This window comes from Pseudomonas sp. GM48 (genome assembly GCF_000282335.1).
Classification (GTDB): Bacteria; Pseudomonadota; Gammaproteobacteria; order Pseudomonadales; family Pseudomonadaceae; genus Aquipseudomonas.
The window spans coordinates 124,938-141,016 of sequence record NZ_AKJM01000049.1; the positions used below are offsets into that span (position 1 = coordinate 124,938).

Annotated in this window: 14 protein-coding genes; 5 read left to right on the forward strand and 9 right to left on the reverse strand. The window is 60.7% G+C overall.

Annotation, left to right across the window (positions count from 1 at the left end; translation table 11 throughout):
* The first annotated feature begins 45 nt into the window (after positions 1–45).
* Positions 46–939: a putrescine utilization regulator PtrR gene (gene ptrR, locus PMI28_RS19565; protein ID WP_007984900.1), complete on the forward strand. Its 894-nt coding sequence runs from the start codon at positions 46–48 to the stop codon at positions 937–939.
* A 135-nt stretch (positions 940–1,074) separates the two neighbouring features.
* Positions 1,075–1,203 (forward strand): PA1414 family protein, encoded by a 129-nt coding sequence (locus PMI28_RS31395; protein WP_007914492.1) that lies wholly within the window; start codon positions 1,075–1,077, stop codon positions 1,201–1,203.
* Between the two features lie 204 nt (positions 1,204–1,407).
* Here the strand turns inward: PMI28_RS31395 and PMI28_RS19560 are convergent, their stop codons facing one another.
* From PMI28_RS19560 to speB, 6 genes are all read right to left on the reverse strand, one after another.
* Entirely contained in the window at positions 1,408–1,659 is a 252-nt protein-coding gene (locus PMI28_RS19560; RefSeq protein ID WP_007984902.1) for a hypothetical protein, read from the reverse strand.
* A 55-nt stretch (positions 1,660–1,714) separates the two neighbouring features.
* On the reverse strand, positions 1,715–2,440 hold the full coding sequence (locus PMI28_RS19555) for an MBL fold metallo-hydrolase (RefSeq protein WP_007984904.1): 726 nt from the start codon (positions 2,438–2,440) through the stop codon (positions 1,715–1,717).
* 85 nt (positions 2,441–2,525) lie between these two features.
* A complete protein-coding gene (locus tag PMI28_RS19550) occupies positions 2,526–3,905 on the reverse strand; it encodes a sodium:solute symporter (protein WP_007984906.1) in 1,380 nt (459 codons plus the stop codon).
* 153 nt (positions 3,906–4,058) lie between these two features.
* A complete protein-coding gene (locus PMI28_RS19545) occupies positions 4,059–5,570 on the reverse strand; it encodes a purine-cytosine permease family protein (RefSeq protein ID WP_007984908.1) in 1,512 nt (503 codons plus the stop codon).
* Positions 5,571–5,625: 55 nt separating this feature from the next.
* Positions 5,626–6,048: a YybH family protein gene (locus tag PMI28_RS19540; protein ID WP_007984910.1), complete on the reverse strand. Its 423-nt coding sequence runs from the start codon at positions 6,046–6,048 to the stop codon at positions 5,626–5,628.
* Positions 6,049–6,057: 9 nt separating this feature from the next.
* Positions 6,058–7,008 carry an agmatinase gene (speB, locus tag PMI28_RS19535; protein ID WP_007984912.1) on the reverse strand — a complete coding sequence of 317 codons (951 nt, stop codon included), beginning with the start codon at positions 7,006–7,008 and terminating at the stop codon, positions 6,058–6,060.
* 366 nt (positions 7,009–7,374) lie between these two features.
* Here speB and PMI28_RS19530 point away from each other — a divergent pair, with 366 nt between their 5' ends.
* Both PMI28_RS19530 and PMI28_RS19525 read left to right on the forward strand, forming a co-directional pair.
* Positions 7,375–8,268, forward strand: coding sequence for a LysR family transcriptional regulator (locus PMI28_RS19530; protein ID WP_007984914.1), 894 nt, complete (start codon positions 7,375–7,377; stop codon positions 8,266–8,268).
* Between the two features lie 4 nt (positions 8,269–8,272).
* Complete coding sequence (locus PMI28_RS19525) at positions 8,273–8,869, forward strand: tRNA-uridine aminocarboxypropyltransferase (RefSeq protein WP_007984916.1); 597 nt, start codon at positions 8,273–8,275, stop codon at positions 8,867–8,869.
* Between the two features lie 128 nt (positions 8,870–8,997).
* On the opposite strand, the gene PMI28_RS19520 is transcribed toward PMI28_RS19525, so the two are convergent.
* From PMI28_RS19520 to PMI28_RS19510, 3 genes are all read right to left on the reverse strand, one after another.
* Positions 8,998–10,362, reverse strand: coding sequence for an HlyD family type I secretion periplasmic adaptor subunit (locus PMI28_RS19520; RefSeq protein ID WP_007984918.1), 1,365 nt, complete (start codon positions 10,360–10,362; stop codon positions 8,998–9,000).
* Positions 10,363–10,557: 195 nt separating this feature from the next.
* Complete coding sequence (locus PMI28_RS19515; protein WP_007984920.1) at positions 10,558–12,717, reverse strand: type I secretion system permease/ATPase; 2,160 nt, start codon at positions 12,715–12,717, stop codon at positions 10,558–10,560.
* 16 nt (positions 12,718–12,733) lie between these two features.
* A complete protein-coding gene (locus PMI28_RS19510) occupies positions 12,734–14,098 on the reverse strand; it encodes a TolC family outer membrane protein (RefSeq protein WP_007984922.1) in 1,365 nt (454 codons plus the stop codon).
* Between the two features lie 588 nt (positions 14,099–14,686).
* Here PMI28_RS19510 and PMI28_RS19505 point away from each other — a divergent pair.
* On the forward strand, positions 14,687–16,079 hold a 1,393-nt coding region (locus tag PMI28_RS19505), incomplete at its 3' end, for a retention module-containing protein (RefSeq protein WP_007984924.1).

Sequence of the window (16,079 nt, forward strand, 5' to 3'; positions counted from 1 at the left end):
AAAAATGAATAATAGTGAGTAACTTGTTCTTTTTTGGAGAGTGTCGTGGAGTTCAGCCAATTGCGCATCTTCCAGGCAGTGGCGGAGGAAGGGTCCATCACCCGGGCCGCCGAACGGCTGCATCGAGTGCCGTCGAACCTGTCGACCCGGCTCAAACAGCTGGAAGAGCAACTCGGCGTCGAACTGTTCCTGCGTGAGCGTCAGCGCTTGCAGCTGTCGCCTGCGGGAAAAGTCCTGCTGGACTACACCGCCAGGCTGTTTGCCTTGCGCGACGAAGCCAGTGCGGCAGTGCAGGGCGGGCAACCGGCGGGCGACTTCGTGCTCGGCACCATGTACAGCACGGCTGCTATCCACCTTCCGGGGCTATTGGCGCGCTATCACCGGTTGTATCCGGCGGTGAACCTGCAAGTGCAATCCGGCCCCAGCGGTGAATTGCTCGAAGGCCTGCTCACCGGCCGACTCGATGCGGCGCTGGTGGATGGCCCGCTGGAACTGGCCGGGCTCGACGGCGTGCCTTTGTGCGACGAGCGCCTGGTGCTGATCAGCGAGGCCGATCACCCGCCCGTGCGCAGCGCGCTGGATGTGCAAGGGCGTTCGGTGTTCACCTTTCGCCAGGGCTGCTCCTACCGTATGCGCCTGGAGGCCTGGTTCGCCCATGACCATGCGGCCATGGGCCGGGCAATGGAGATCGAGTCCTATCCAGGAATGCTCGCTTGCGTGATTGCCGGTTCCGGCGTGGCGCTGATGTCGGAGTCGATGCTTGCCAGCTTGCCAGGCCGTGAGAGTGTGGCGGTGCATCCGTTGGCCGAACCGTTTGCCAGCGCTACCACCTGGCTGATGTGGCGCAAGGGCATGGTCGGGGCCAACCTGAATGCCTGGATCGAGCAGCAACAGGCGGTTTATCCGCCGACATGGGTACAGGCGCAGGAAATTGCCTGAACACAGGCTGATTGTGATGGATTCAGTAACAGATCATTGCGACTTTGCGCGAGCATTGCGTTGGACTTCGGACTATTATCAGTGCGAAGGGGCTACAGAATTTTGGCCGCTCGGCACTACCCTGAAGGGGGCACCATGAAAGAGAAGATCCAAAACTGGCTGCATGACCTGGGCGTGGCTCTCGGCTTGATCGAACCGCCTCTGCAACCCGTGCCTATCCGCACTGATGACGAACAGCGCCGACGCCAGCAGCGTCGCCGGTAACGGCTGATGCTATCTGGCTGATAAGGGGCTTTCTGTGGTGAGGGGGCTTGCTGTGGCGAGGGAGCTTGCTCCCGCTGGGCTGCGAAGCGGCCCCAAATAGTCATTGAGTTTTAGCAGGTCATTTGATTGCAGGTTATGCGACTGCTGCGCAGTCGAGCGGGAGCAAGCTCCCTCGCCACAAAGGGCAATACTTGCAACTCAGCCTCAATCCCGCCCGATCTCCAGCAAAAACCGGCTCAAGTCATTCGCTGTCGTGGCGGTCTTGAGCATCCGGTCTTCCTCCACGGAAAACGCCGTTACACCCAACTCATCTTCCAGATGGAAGATCAGCTCTTCGATATCTTCTTTATCCAATCCCAACTGCGCCAGGCTGGCGTTGTCGTCGAAGTCATCCCGACCTTCCAATAGGCGGCTGATAAAGCGATGCACGACAGCACGAACGGCAGCTTCTTTCATGATCGTTCTTCGAAGAGGTGGGTGTTGTTCTCCCTGCCGCTGAGTACAGCAGGCTTTAGCCGTGTGAGCGCTGCCATTCGTCAATCATGTTGCGCAAATGCTCTCCGGAAAAACTGCCGAAGTGCCCGCCATGCACCGTGCGGATCGACAAAGCGTGCAGACGTTGCAGGCTGCGGGCGTAGTCATCGAGGTTGGAGTGGTAGGCGTCTTCGATCAGCGGGCCGTCGTAGATGATGTCGCCGCTGAACAAGGTCTCGGTGGCGGCTTCGTACAGGCAGATGCCACCCGGCGAGTGTCCCGGTGTGTGCACGACCTGCAACACTCGATTACCCAGGTCCAGCACATCTCCATCTTCGATAAACCCCGTGGCCGGTGCGGCCTTGACCCGGTATTCGGCGTAGCACAGCGGGCAATCAGGGTGCGCCTCGAACATGTCGTCACCGACAAAGGCTTTGCTCAAGTCGTTATCGCCATCCGGCGCGGCGAGAATGTCCGCCTCGGCCGGATGCACCAGCCGTTCAGCGAACTCGTGATGACCGGCGATGTGATCGAAGTGGCAATGACTGGCGACGGCCACCAGCGGCCGTTCGGTGATCCACGGCAGTTGTTCGCGCAAGCTGACCAGGCCCGAGCCGCTGTCCAGCAGCAGGTCTTTGTCGCGGCCCTGGATGTGCCAGAGGTTACAGCGGTAGAAAGGTCGGATGTACGGCTCGTGAATCAGGCGGATGCCGTCACTGAGCGGTTTCACTTCGAACCATTGATCGCGAGAAACAATCTTCATAAAACGTTTTCTCCAGACGAAAAAAAACGGGTGTGGCAACCGACGCCACACCCGTCGAAGAAAGCATCAAGTCGTTATGTATAGCTTAGGCAGCGCTGGCCACAGTCACCGGGCGAGGGGACAGCAGGCTCACCAGCACGAAGCTCACCAGGCCAACGCCGAGGCTGTAGTAGATCGGGGTGTTGGCATCCAGACCGTCCTTGAACATGAACAGCAGCGCAGTGGCGAAGCCCATGCCCATGCTGGCGATGGCGCCGGCGGTGGTGGCGCGCTTCCAGAAAATCGCACCCATCAGCGGGATCAGCATGCCGCCCACCAGCAGGTTGTAAGCCAGGGTCAGGGCGCTAATCACGTCGTTGACCACCAGCGCGATGCCGAGTACCACGATGCCGGTCAACAGGGTGAACAGGCGGTTGATCGCCAGGCTCGACTGTTTACCGCCACGCAGTTTCGGTAGCAGGTCTTCGGTCAGGGTGGTAGCAGCAGCCAGCAGGCCGGCGCTGGCGGTGGACATCATGGCGGCCAGTGCGGCAGCGATCACCAGGCCACGGATACCGTCCGGCAGGGACAGTTTGACGATGGCAGCGAAGGCGTTGTTGACGTTGTCCAGATCCGGGATCAGTACGTGTGCAGCCATGCCGATCAGGGCGCAGGCCAGACCGTAGAGGATGCAGTAGATACCGGCAGCGGTACCGGCAACCTGAGCCACTTTAGCGGTCTTGACGGTGAACACCCGTTGCCAGATGTCCTGACCGATCAAGATGCCGAAGAAGTAGATCATGAAGTAGGTAATGATGGTGTCCCAGCCGATGGTGGTGAAGCTGAAGCTCGCCGCCGGCAGTTTCATCACCAACTCATCCCAGCCACCGACGCGGTACATGCAGATCGGCAACAGGATGAACATCAGGCCTACGGTCTTGATCACGAACTGGACGATGTCAGTCAGGGTCAGGGACCACATGCCGCCAATGGCCGAGTAGATCACCACGACGCCGCCACCGAGCAGTACCGAGATCCAGAACGGCAGGCCGAACAGCACTTGCAGAACGGTGCCGATTGCCAGGATCGAGGTCACGCCGATCATCAGCGCGTAAGCCAGCATGATCACCGCGCTCGCGGAGCGGGCCATCGGGTTGTAGCGTTTTTCCAGCACCTGGGTAACGGTGTAGATCTTCAGTTTGAGCAGTGGTTTGGCGAGGAACAGGTTCAGCGCCACGATCCCGCAACCCAGTGCGGCGCAAAGCCAGAAACCGGAGATGCCATGTACGTAGCCCAGACGCACGGTGCCCACGGTGGACGCCCCGCCGAGGACGGTGGCAGCCATGGTACCCATGTACAGGCTTGGGCCGAGGTTGCGACCTGCGACCAAAAAGTCTTCGTTGGTCTTGGCCTTGCGCATGCCGTAATAGCCGAGTAGCAGCATCGCGGCAGCGTAGATGAGTACAACGAATAAATCCAAAGCCATGCTGGCGTGTCTCCGATTGTCTTTTTTATGTGGAACAAAAATATTTCTGTGGCGCAGCTCTCTGTGGGAGCGGGCTTGCTCGCGAAGAGGGCGGCACATTCAACTTCAATGTGACCGACAGACCGCCTTCGCGAGCAAGCCCGCTCCCACAAGTCAGGCGACTTGTCGCATCGCCGGTTTAGCGAGCGAATCCGTGCTCTTGCTGCGTGAATCGTTCGGGCCGAACACTGCGCTCGATTCCGGGAACAGGCTCAGCAGCGCCAGGTACACCACCGAGGCCAGGCCCAGGGTCACCGGCAGGCTGATGTCGATACCGCCGGCCATTTCGCCCAGTGGGCCGACAAATTGCCCCGGCAGGTTCACGAAGCACAGGCCGACGGCCGCGCTCGGGATCCAGGCACCCAGGCCACGCCAGTTCCAGCCGTGGGTGAACCAGTAACGGCCACCTTTCTCGCCGCGGGTGAACACTTGCAGGTCATCCGGGCAGTAGAAGCCGCGACGCACCAGCAGGCCGATGATCATGATCACCATCCACGGGGTGGTGCAGGTGATGATCAGCACGGCGAAGGTCGACACGCTCTGCACCAGGTTGGCCGCGAAGCGCCCGATGAAGATGAAGGCAATCGACATCACACCGATCAGCAGCGTGGCCTTGACCCGCGACAGTACCCGTGGGAACACGCTGGACATGTCCAGGCCGGTGCCGTAGAGCGAGGTGGTGCCGGTGGACATGCCACCAATCACTGCGATCAGGCACACCGGCAGGAAGAACCAGCTCGGCGAGACTGCCAGCAGGCCGCCGACATAGTTGTTGGCCGCGATGTAGTCCGGTGCCTTGATCGCTACGATGGTGGCGGTGGCCAGGCCGAACAGGAACGGGATGAAGGTCGCGATCTGCGAAATCACCACCGCCGCCATGATGCGGCGCTTGGAGGTGTCACGCGGGATGTAGCGCGACCAGTCGCCGAGGAACGCACCGAAGGAAATCGGGTTGCTCATGGCTACCAGCGCTGCGCCGATGAAAGCGGCCCAGAAACCCGGTTGGCCCATGTTCACGGTGCCGGCGTAGTTCGCATCGAAAGGTCCTGCGAAGGCGAAAATGCCCAGCAGGAACAGCAAACTGGCACTCCACACCGCGATCTTGTTGACCCACAGCAGGAAGCGGAAGCCATAGATGCACACGGTCAGTACCAGAATCGCGAACAGACCGTAGGCCAGGCCCAGGGTCAGGTCGGTTTCCGGCAGGCCGATCAGGCGTTTGGCACCACCGATCAGCGCATCACCCGAGCTCCACACCGAGAGCGAGAAGAAGGCGATGGCGGTCAACAGCGACAGGAACGAGCCAACGATCCGCCCGTGCACGCCGAAGTGCGCACCGGAAGACACGGCATTGTTGGTGCCGTTGATCGGACCGAACAGGCCCATTGGCGCGAGGATCAGCGAACCCAGCAATACGCCCAGCACAATCGCCCAGACGCCCGCCTGGAAAGACAGGCCGAACAGTACCGGGAAACTGCCGAGGACGGCGGTAGCAAAGGTGTTGGAACCACCGAAGATCATCCGGAACAAGTCCGTCGGGCCAGCGGTGCGTTCGTTGTCCGGGATCTGTTCGACCCCGTAGGTTTCAATTTGCGTAAGGCTTTGGTCTTTGTTGTTGTTATTCATGATCAGCTCCGATCATAAAGGCGCGCGCATCGTGCGTGAGCGTCACCTGTGTTGGCTAAGGGGGTGGCAGCCCTTCCGGCATCGCGGACAAATGTTCGTGGCAGGCCAGCCATAGGCCTTGTTGTTCTTGGCCAGACGCTTGTTTCTTGAAAACAATCGTCTCGCGCTCCTGGCTAAAGTGTTGCTCCCCTTGCATGCGCAGCTCGGTGGCTACGTCATGGATGAAAATCGCCACGTCACCCTGCAGGCTGACGAAAGCGTTGCTTGAGGTGCACGAGAGCACCTCGAAGCCATCCTCGGCGCGCCAGCTGTCCCACATCGCCTGGTAGGCGTCGCGCGACAGCAGGGGCTGTTCGAGGGTATAGAAGACGAAGCTGGCATCGGCGCTGAACGCGCCGAAGTAGGCTTCGCGATCGTTACGGGCAAAAGCGGACACCAGATCGGCGGCGGCTTTCAAAACCTGATCGCGCTCGTTCATGAACCATCCTCAGCGGTGGACTACGCCAGGCAGTACGCAGAGCATTTCGTACAGCAGGTTGGCGGCCAGCAGCGAGGTATTACCAGTGGTGTCATAAGCGGGCGAGACTTCTACCAAATCGCAACCGACCAGGTCGAGGCCTTGGCAGCCACGAACGATCTCGATCGCCTGAATGGTCGTCAGACCGCCGATTTCCGGGGTGCCGGTGCCAGGTGCCCAGGCCGGGTCGATGCCGTCGATGTCGAAGCTCAGGTAGACCGGACCGCCACCGACTTTCTCGCGGACTTCAGCCATCAGAGGCTCCAGCGATTTGTGCCAGCACTCTTCGGCCTGAACCACACGGAAGCCCTGGTTGCGGCTCCAGTTGAAGTCGTCAGCGGTGTAGCCCTGGGCGCGCAGGCCGATCTGCACGACACGGTCCGGGTCCAGCAGGCCTTCTTCGACGGCGCGACGGAAGGTGGTGCCGTGGGCGATTTTCTCGCCGAACATGTGGTCGTTCACATCAGCGTGAGCGTCGATGTGCACCAGGCCGACCTTGCCGTGCTTTTTATGGATGGCACGCAGGATAGGCAGGGTGATGGTGTGGTCGCCGCCCAGGGTCAGGGGGATCACATCGTGTTCGAGGATGTTGTCGTAGGATTCTTCGATGATCCGTACGGCATCCAGCAGGTTGAAGGTGTTGATCGCGATGTCGCCAATGTCGGCAACCGACAGCGAGTCGAACGGCGCAGCGCCAGTCGCCATGTTGTATGGGCGGATCATTACCGATTCAGCGCGGATTTCGCGAGGCCCGAAACGGGTGCCTGGACGCAGCGAGGTACCGATGTCCAGTGGCACGCCTACGAAGGCAGCGTCCAGGCCGGCAGCGGTATTCAAGTGGGGGAGTCGCATCATGGTGGCGATGCCGCCGAAGCGCGGCATTTCGTTACCGCCCAGTGGTTGGTGAAGAATCTTGTCCACGGGTAGGGCCTCATCGTCGTTGTTTTATTTATAGGGTTGCGCCGTTCACGGAAGGTACGGGCACCGTTGTGGGCCGATTCTGCGAAATGTAGTGGCCGGGAAGAATCGCTACGGGCAAATACTTAGTTCAGATTTTTCTAAACTAATGACGAGGACGGCGATAGACTTGCCGTGTTCTCTGTAGCAGCTGTCGAGCACCGCGAGGCAGCGTTCGGCGGCGGAGCCGTCGTCAAAACCTGAACGCGAGGTTTTCCTGAAACAGCGCGTCGCCTGATTTCACGACGGCTTCGCCGCCGGACGCAGGCTTCGCCAGCTGCTACAGAGCGTTATTGTCCACCTGATTTTTGTGTTGCTGCTGGAGCCCCCATGGCCAACGCTTTACCCGACCTGAAACTATTGCGCATCTTCGTCAGCGTGGTGCGGCATCAGGGCTTCGCCAACGCCCAGCAGGAGCTCAATCTCTCGACGTCGGCCATCAGCACCTACATGAGCCAGCTCGAATCGGCCCTGGGCCTGGTGCTCTGCCATCGCGGTCGTGGCGGTTTCAGCCTGACCAGCAAGGGCGAGCTATTCCATCAGGAAACCCTGCGCCTGTTGGGCGAACTCGAAGGCTTCGAGCAGTACGCCGCCGCGCTCAAGGGCGAGTTGCGCGGTACGTTGAACCTCGGAGTGATCGACTCCACCGTCAGCGACAAGGCCCTGCCGTTCGCCGAAGCCATCGGCGCCTACAGCCAGGAACACCCGGCCGTGCACTTGCACCTGTCGGTCATGAGCCCCTACGAATTGCAACTCGGCGTGCAGGACAACCGTCTTGACCTGGCCATCGGTGCGTTCTCCACGCGCATGAGCGGCCTGGTGTACATGCCGCTGTACCGTGAACAACACTGGTTGTATTGCAGCACGCGCCATCCGCTGTTCAACGAGCGGCGCATTCCCGAGCAGGTAATCACCCAGCAGCGCATGGTCGGTCGTGGCTACTGGAGCCAGGCTGAACTGGCACGTCACGGCTTCAAGCACAGCGCCGCGACCGTGGAAAGTATGGAAGCCCAGTTGATACTGGTGCTGTCCGGCGCCTACATCGGTTATTTGCCGGAGCACTACGCCCAGGCCTGGGCCGACAAGGGCGACTTACGGGTGTTGCTGCCGGCGACATTCGGTTATCAGGCGCCGTTCTCGATGATCGTGCGCCGGGGCCGCAGCCGCGAGCCGCTGATCCAGACGTTCCGCGATTTGCTTAAAGCCCAACTGAATCAGGCCTGAGAAGATGTCCAGAATCCACTGCCCGCGCTGCCTGCGCCCGCAAAGCCACTGCCTGTGCCCGTTGATCCCGAGCCTCGACAGCCGCACCCGGGTGTTGCTGTTGCAGCATCCGGGCGAAGTGAACCATGCGCTGAATACGGCGCGGTTGGCGGCGTTGGGCTTGAACAATGCCGAGTTGATCGTCGGGGAGGTGTTCGAGGATTTGCCGGCATTGCTCAATCAGCCTGGATATCAGGCGCGCTTGTTGTTCCCCGGAGACGATGCGCAGCCGATGCAGGCTTATGCCGCGACAAACGAACCGTTGTTGCTGGTTGTCCCGGACGGCACCTGGCGCAAGGCGCGCAAGATGCTGCACCTCAATCCGCTGCTGGCGGCGTTGCCGAGGGTGACGCTGGCCGAAGGCGGTGTGTCCCGCTATCGCCTGCGCAAGGCGCCGGGACCGGGAGCGTTGTCGACGGTGGAGGCGATTGTGCAGGCGCTTGAAACCCTTGAGGCACCGACTTCGTTTGCGCCGTTGTTAAAGCCATTCGAGGCATTGATCGAAGGGCAGATTGCGGCGATGGGGGAGGAGGTTTACCAGCGTAATCATTCTGAAAAATGATCGGCCCCTTCGCGAGCAAGCCCGCTCCCACATTCGACCGTGTTCCTCCATGAGAAATACGATCGAATGTGGGAGCGGGCTTGCTCGCGAAGGCGGCGGAACAATCACCAGAAAATCTCAGCCAGAAACTACCGCTCCCGCATCGCCTCGGTCCGCGCTTTCAACACCGGTTTAAGCAAGTAATCCAGCACCGTTTTCTCCCCGGTAATAATGTCCACCGTCGCCACCATCCCCGGGATGATCAGCAGCGGTTTCACATCCCCGCCCAGATGGTTTTTGTCAGTGCGCACCTGAATCAGATAAAAGCTGTTGCCCTTGTCGTCGGTGATGGTGTCGGCGCCGATCAGCTCCAGCTTGGCGCTCAGGCCGCCGTAAATCGTGTAGTCGTAGGCACTGAATTTGACCATGGCTTTCTGGCCCGGATGCAGGAATGCAACGTCTTGCGGGCGGACCTTCGCTTCGATCAGCAGGTTGTCTTCCAGTGGCACGATTTCCACCATGTCACTGCCCGGTTGGACCACGCCGCCGATGGTGTTGACCTTCAACACCTTGATGATGCCGTGAACCGGCGATACCACCGTAGTACGGGTGACACGGTCGTCGATGGCGATGCTCGATGCCGTGATTTTCGACAGGTCGGTGCGTTTCTCATTCAACTCTTTGGCGGCTTCCGAGCGGAAGGTCTGTTCCGATTCGTCAATCTTGCTTTTGATCTCGTTGATCGCCGATTCGGCCCGGGGAATCGCCAGGGTGGTGGCGTTCAGCGAGCCGCGAATCTCCACCGCACTGCGTTTGAGCCGCAGGATTTCCACCGGTGACACCGCACCGGTGCCCACCAGCGGCGTCGACATGTTCATTTCTTGTTGCAGCAGCGCCAGGCTGGAGCTGAACTGCCCCTGTTTCGAGCGGAACTCTGCCAACTCCTGGGTTTTTTGCCGAAGCTGCTCGGTCAGCGTGCGCTGCTCGCTGGCGAGTCGACGTTGCCGCTGCTCATACAGAGAGCGCTCGTCTTCGGCCACTTGCGGGGCTTTGGCGATCACTTCTTCTGATAGCTTGAACGGCCGTCCCTCAGCCTCGGCCGAAAGCCGTTCGACTTGCGCGGTCAAGGCATAGCGATCGGCTTCGCTTTCGCCCTTGTTCGACAGGTAGCGGGTGTCATCCAGGCGCAGCAAGGTGTCGCCCTTGTTCACCATTTGCCCTTCACGGACGAAAATTTCAGTGACGATGCCGCCCTCCAGATTCTGGATCACCTGGACTTTGCTCGACGGAATCGCTTTGCCTTCGCCCATGGTCACTTCCTGCAACACGGCGAATTTGGCCCAGACCAGTGCGCTGACGACCAGCGCGGCGGCCAGCCACACGGTGATTCGCGACCAGCGCGGTGAGTCCTGCAATGAGGCGCCGGCGGTTTCCGGCATGAATTCGACTTCGGCGCTTTTGCCGAAGCTGTTGAAGTAGCCTCGGGGCGCTGAATCTGGCGTTTGAGCAGACATGGGCGATACCCGTCAGTTAAGAGAAATAGTGCCGAACACAATCCTGTGGCGAGGGAGCTTGCTCCCGTCCGGCGGCGAAGCCGTCGCAAAAACTGCTGTCGCGATCCAGATGACAAAACGAGGGGGCTGCTTCGCAACCCAGCGGGAGCAAGCTCCCTCGCCACAGGTTGTGTATTTGCATCCAGAGGGCCACTCCTAAACAGCCGCAGAGCCGACACGGCCCTTGCGCAGTGCTTCGATGACCGCTTCTTTCGGGCCGTCGGCGACGATCCGTCCGTTGTCCAGCACCACCAGCCGGTCCACCAGGCTCAGCATCGAGGTGCGGTGAGTCACCAGCAGCACGGTTTTGCCCTGGACCCAGCCGTGGAGTTTTTTCCGCAGAACGTCTTCGCTGCTGTTGTCCATGGCGCTGGTAGGTTCGTCGAGCAGCAGGATCGGCGGGTCGAGCAACAATGCCCGGGCCAGCAAAACCGCCTGGCGCTGACCACCGGACAGCAGTTGCCCGCGTTCGCCCACGGGCCGGTCGAAGCCGTGCGGGTGTTGCCGGGCCAGTTCGGTGACCCCGGTCATTTCCGCCACTTCGAGCATGCGTGAGTCGCTGATATAGCGTGCGCCGAGGGTCAGGTTGTCGCGCAGGCTGCCGGCCAGCAGCGGCAGGTCGTGGGCGACGTAACCGATTTGATGGCGCAGGTCGGCGACGTCCAGTTGCCGCAGGTCCAGGCCGTCGAGCAGTAACTGGCCTTCATCCGGTTCGTAGAACCCCATCACCAGCCGCGCCAGGGTGCTTTTGCCCGAGCCGCTGCGGCCGATGATGCCAATGCGTTCACCGGGTTTCACACTGAGGCTGATGTTGGCCAGGGCGGGAGCGCTCTGGCCGTTGTAGTGGAAGTTCACACCGACGACATCCAGCGCGCCTTGCAGTTGGGTGCGCTCCAGCGGCCGTTGTTTGGCGTCGCGCTCCTGGGGCAGGCCCATCAGCGCGTCGGTGCTTTTCATGGTCAGTTGCGCTTGCTGGTAGCGGGTGATCAGGCCAGCGATCTGTCCCAGTGGCGCCAGCACCCGGCTGCCCAGCATGTAGCTGGCCACCAGGGCACCGACGCTGAGGTTGCCGGCGATGATGCTGTAGACCCCGGCGACGATGGTTGCCATACCGGACAGTTGCTGGATGAAGAGCGTGCCGTTGGTGGCCAGGGCCGAGAGGTTGCGCGCATGGCTGTCGAGGCGGGTGAGGGCGCCGTGGGTGCTTTCCCATTTGTGCTGGCGTTCGCTTTCGGCGCTGCAGGCCTTGAGGGTTTCCAGGCCGCTGAGGGTTTCGATCAACAGTGCCTGGCGCTCGGCACCGAGGCTGAGGCTCCTTTGCACAGTGTCGCGCAGGCGTACCTGGATCAGCATGGCGAAGATGATGGTGATGGGAAACGCCAGAATCGGGATCACCACCAGCCAGCCACCGAGCAGGCCGATCACCAGCAGCATCAGCAGGCAGAAGGGCAGGTCGATCAGGCTGGTGAGGGTCACGGCGGTGAGAAATTCCCGCAGGCCCTGGAAGTCATGAATGCTTTGGGCAAAACCACCGATGGTCGCCGGCCGTGCTTTCATCGCCATGCCGGTGATGCGCTCGAACAGGGTGGCCGACAGGATCACATCGGTTTTCTTGCCGGCGGTATCCAGCAAGTGCGCGCGCACGACTCGCAGCACCAGTTCGAAAACGGTGCCGATCAGCAAACCGATTGCCAGCACCCACAAGGTCGAAGTGGCCTGGTTCGGCACCACGCGGTCGTAGGTCTGCATCACGAACAGCGGCACCAACAGCCCCAGCAGGTTGATCAGGAAACTCGCCAGAATTGCATCGCTGTACAGCCATTTCGACAGCTTCAGCGTATCGCGAAACCAGGCGTGGACCCGAGGCACCAGCGGCGAGCGCAAGTCTTCGAGTTCGTGGCGTGGCCGGGCAAACAACGCCTGGCCACTATAGTGTTCGGCCAGCTCTTCAGGGCTGAGCCATTGTTCGCCGCCGTCGGCTTCGCTGGGCAGGATCAGCACCTTGCCGTCCTCGCCATAACGGCGCAGGACGGCCGTGCGGCCGTTGTTGAGCAGCAGCAGCACGGGCAGGTTGAGCGGGGAAATGTCTTTGAGGTCACGGCGCAGCAAGCGCGCCTGCAAACCGGCCCGGGCCGCTGCGCGGGGCAGCAGGTCCAGGCTCAGGCGTTGGTGTGCCATGGGGAGCCCGGCACTCAGGCTGGCGCGACTGACCGTCGCGCCATGGAGTTTGCAGAGGATCAGCAGACCGTCCAGAAGCGGGTCATCGAAGCTCAGGCGCGGATCGATACCGGTGTTGCCGGGTTCCATGCTGGTCATTGAACCCTCCCATGCACTACTTCATATCAGGCAGTCGAGCTTCGTTTTTCACTTCGGTCTGGGCGATCGCGTCGGCGGGCAATACAACCCTTTGTTTGCTCAACAACTGGCCCATGTTCGCCAGGACGCGGTACATCGAAAACTCTTCGGTGTAGCGCACTTCGGTGTAGCGGCGGTTGGCGTTGTAGAGTTCGTTTTCACTGTCCAGCAGGTCAAGCAGGGTCCGTTGACCGAGGCCGAACTGATCCTGGTAGGCAACGCGTACGCGCTTGCTGGTTTCGGCGTATTCACGGGCGGTCGGGGTTTGTTTCTTGGCATTGACCATGGCGTTCCAGGCCAGGTGAATGTTCTCGTTGAGCTGACGCAGGGCATTGTTACGGATATCCATGGCCTGGTTGATCTTGTGCGAGTCGGAGGCCAGGCGCGCCTTGTCGCTGCCGCCGCGGAACAGGTTGTAGTTCATGATCACGCCGACCCGCCATTCGTTGTCGTGGCCTTTGTCACCCTGCACGTTGTTGTTCGCGCCCACGGCAGCCTCGGCGTCGAAGCGCGGATAGAACGGCGACTTGGCGACTTCGTACTGGCTTTCGGCCGATTGCACGTCGGCCTGCGCAGATTTCAGGTAAGGGTTGTTTTCCACCATGCTCTGCTGGGCTTCGGGCAGGGAGGTGGGGACTTCGCCGCGAATCGACGGCGGGGTTTCGAGTTCATCGGGCATGCGCCCCACAACGGCATAGAAGTTCGACTCGGCATCAGCCAGATCGACTTCGGCGGTGTCGAGGTTGTTTTCTGCCAGTGCCCGACGAGCCGAGGACTGGTCGGCATCGGCGTTGCTGCCCACACCGCGCTGGGTGCGCAGGCCGATCTGGTCGTTGACCCGCAAGTGCGCTTGCAGGTTGTTCTTGGCCAGTGTTACCAGTTCGCGGCGTTTGAGAACTTCGAGGTAAACCTCGGTGGTGCGCAGGGCCAGATCCTGAGCCGTGCCTTGAGCGTAATAGGCTCGCGAGTTGACCACACCTTGGGTGCGCCCGACTTCATTGGCGGTGTTGAAGCCGTCAAAGAGCATTTGCCGCAGGCGCAATTCCGACTGGGTGTAGTTGAGGGTTTCAGTGTTGTGCCCGTTGGGGGTGAGCGCCCGGGTATTGGTGTTATCGCTGTACGCGCGCCCGTAGGCGGCGTTCAAATCAACCGATGGATAAAAGCCCCCTTTGGCGACCTTTACGTCCTCATCCGCTGACAGACGGCTGTCCACTCGCGATGCCAGCTCCGGGTGGGTCGCGATGGTGCTCTGGATCGCTTCGGTCAGCGTCATGGCCTGAGCCTGGGACGAGCAGGCCATGGCCAAAAGGACCGCGCTGCCGAGGGGGGTTAATAGGCGCATGTACATCTCCCTGGTTCCTGGTGGAGCTTATCAGTCGCCAATTATTTGACGACATTTATAGGTAAAGTTGTTTCACTTCCTTAACAAAAGAGCTAAGAACATTCTGGAGCGTAGCTAAGAAATTTTTTTCATAACGACTATGCAAAAAAAAACTTATGCGCTCTGCAAAATCCAGCACATTGTTCAATGCGAAAGCCCTTGTTTTATGGGCTCTAGGGCGCTCATCGGGGTTTGAGGAAAGTTCCAATCCACTTATCGACATAGAGCGGAGAAGTGCTGGAGGGGAGGGATGCGAACGATCTGATGGCGACGGTTTTTTGTCACTTTACTGATTCGGGATCGTTACGCATTGCTCACAGGCAAGGTTGTTGCGCACAGGGATCCAATGCCATTGATTGCAGAGGGTTTTCCCCGAAATCGCAAACAGCGCCGTGAGCGACTGACTGGGCGAGATCGTTGCCGGGGCTGCGGCTTACTCAAGTAAACCGGCAGCCGGAATATGATCCGCCAGACAACCCGCTTGAGCCATGTGCACGTTCTTCGCACAAACAAGGTGCCGACAGCGGTTGGCAGCGGAGGAAGTGCACCATGGCTACGCTCATCGGTATCGTCAGTAAGGTCATCGGCCAAGTGTTCGCGGTTGCGAGCGACGGCACCCGGCGTGTTTTGGTCGAGGGGGACCGGTTGTTCGCTGGCGACCAACTGAGCACCGGCGCTGAAGGCGCAGTGGCGGTGCATCTGCAAAATGGCCAGGAACTGACCCTCGGGCGCGGCAGCAGCATGCAGATGACACCGCAGCTGCTTGCCAATCAGATTCCCCATGTGGACACCCCTGAAGCAGTGACGCCGAGCGATGCGCAGCTGACGGATGTCGAAAAGCTGCAAAAAGCCATCGCGGCGGGCGACGACCCGACCCAGACCGCTGAAGCCACCGCTGCCGGGCCTGCCACGACTACCGGTGTGCCGGGTGGCGTCCAGGGCAGTGGCCATAGTTTCGTCCTGCTTGAAGAAGTGGGCGGGCGAGTCGACCCGATCATTGGCTTCCCCACTGCCGGTTTCAATGGCATTCCCGAACTTCCCGAAGAACGCCTGAACGCTAATCCGGACAACACTGAAGCGGCCGATGCGCCTGTGGTGCCGCCAGTGACGCCGGAGGTGCCGAACAATCCGGTCACCTTCAATGGCCTGTCGGAGCAGAATGGCGAGCGGACCGTCAATGAAGCCAACCTGGCCGATGGTTCGGCGCGGAACGAAGGCTTGCTGACGCGAAGCGGGACCTTCACCATCAATGCGCCAGACGGGCTGACCAGCCTCAGCATCGGCGGGATCCACTTGATCAGCGGCGGCGTGGCGGCAGGTTTCCCGCAGTCGATCACCTCCCCGCTGGGCGGCACGCTGACCGTCACCAGTTACAACCCGGCGACGGGCGTGGTCAGTTACAGCTACACCCTCAACCGTGCCGAAACCCATGCAAGCGGCGAGGGTGCCAATAGTCTTGTCGAACACGTCACCGTGGTGGCCAGCGACAGCAATGGCGACAGCGCTACCGGTACGCTGGATATCAGCATCACCGACGACGTGCCCAAAGCAGTCGATGACAACAATGGCACTGCCTCGGAAACCCTGCTGACGCTGAACGGCAACGTGCTGAGCAACGACGTGCAAGGCGCCGACCGCGTGCCGCTCGGGGAAAACAGCGGCCCGATCACCCCCGGTACCTTCACCGGCACTTACGGCACGTTGGTGCTGAATGCCAACGGCACCTACACCTACACCCTCAACACCAGCGATGCCGATTTCAAGGCGTTGCACGGCGGTGGCAACGGTACGGAAACCTTCACCTATACGTTGACGGACGCCGATGGCGACAGCAGCACGGCGAACCTGGTGCTGCAAATCCACAACAACGATGACCCGATCACGATTGGCGGTTTGAACGCTCAGGGTGGCGAGCTCACCGTCTTCGAGAAAAACCTCAGCG

Bases quoted from the DNA above. Each gene is read 5' to 3' on its own strand.
- PMI28_RS31395 (WP_007914492.1), top strand. From the start codon at position 1,075: ATGAAAGAGAAGATCCAAAACTGGCTGCATGACCTGGGCGTGGCTCTC.
- PMI28_RS19560 (WP_007984902.1), bottom strand. From the start codon at position 1,659: ATGAAAGAAGCTGCCGTTCGTGCTGTCGTGCATCGCTTTATCAGCCGC.
- PMI28_RS19555 (WP_007984904.1), bottom strand. From the start codon at position 2,440: ATGAAGATTGTTTCTCGCGATCAATGGTTCGAAGTGAAACCGCTCAGT.
- PMI28_RS19550 (WP_007984906.1), bottom strand. From the start codon at position 3,905: ATGGCTTTGGATTTATTCGTTGTACTCATCTACGCTGCCGCGATGCTG.
- PMI28_RS19545 (WP_007984908.1), bottom strand. From the start codon at position 5,570: ATGAATAACAACAACAAAGACCAAAGCCTTACGCAAATTGAAACCTAC.
- PMI28_RS19540 (WP_007984910.1), bottom strand. From the start codon at position 6,048: ATGAACGAGCGCGATCAGGTTTTGAAAGCCGCCGCCGATCTGGTGTCC.
- PMI28_RS19530 (WP_007984914.1), top strand. From the start codon at position 7,375: ATGGCCAACGCTTTACCCGACCTGAAACTATTGCGCATCTTCGTCAGC.
- PMI28_RS19525 (WP_007984916.1), top strand. From the start codon at position 8,273: ATGTCCAGAATCCACTGCCCGCGCTGCCTGCGCCCGCAAAGCCACTGC.
- PMI28_RS19520 (WP_007984918.1), bottom strand. From the start codon at position 10,362: ATGTCTGCTCAAACGCCAGATTCAGCGCCCCGAGGCTACTTCAACAGC.
- PMI28_RS19515 (WP_007984920.1), bottom strand. From the start codon at position 12,717: ATGACCAGCATGGAACCCGGCAACACCGGTATCGATCCGCGCCTGAGC.
- PMI28_RS19510 (WP_007984922.1), bottom strand. From the start codon at position 14,098: ATGCGCCTATTAACCCCCCTCGGCAGCGCGGTCCTTTTGGCCATGGCC.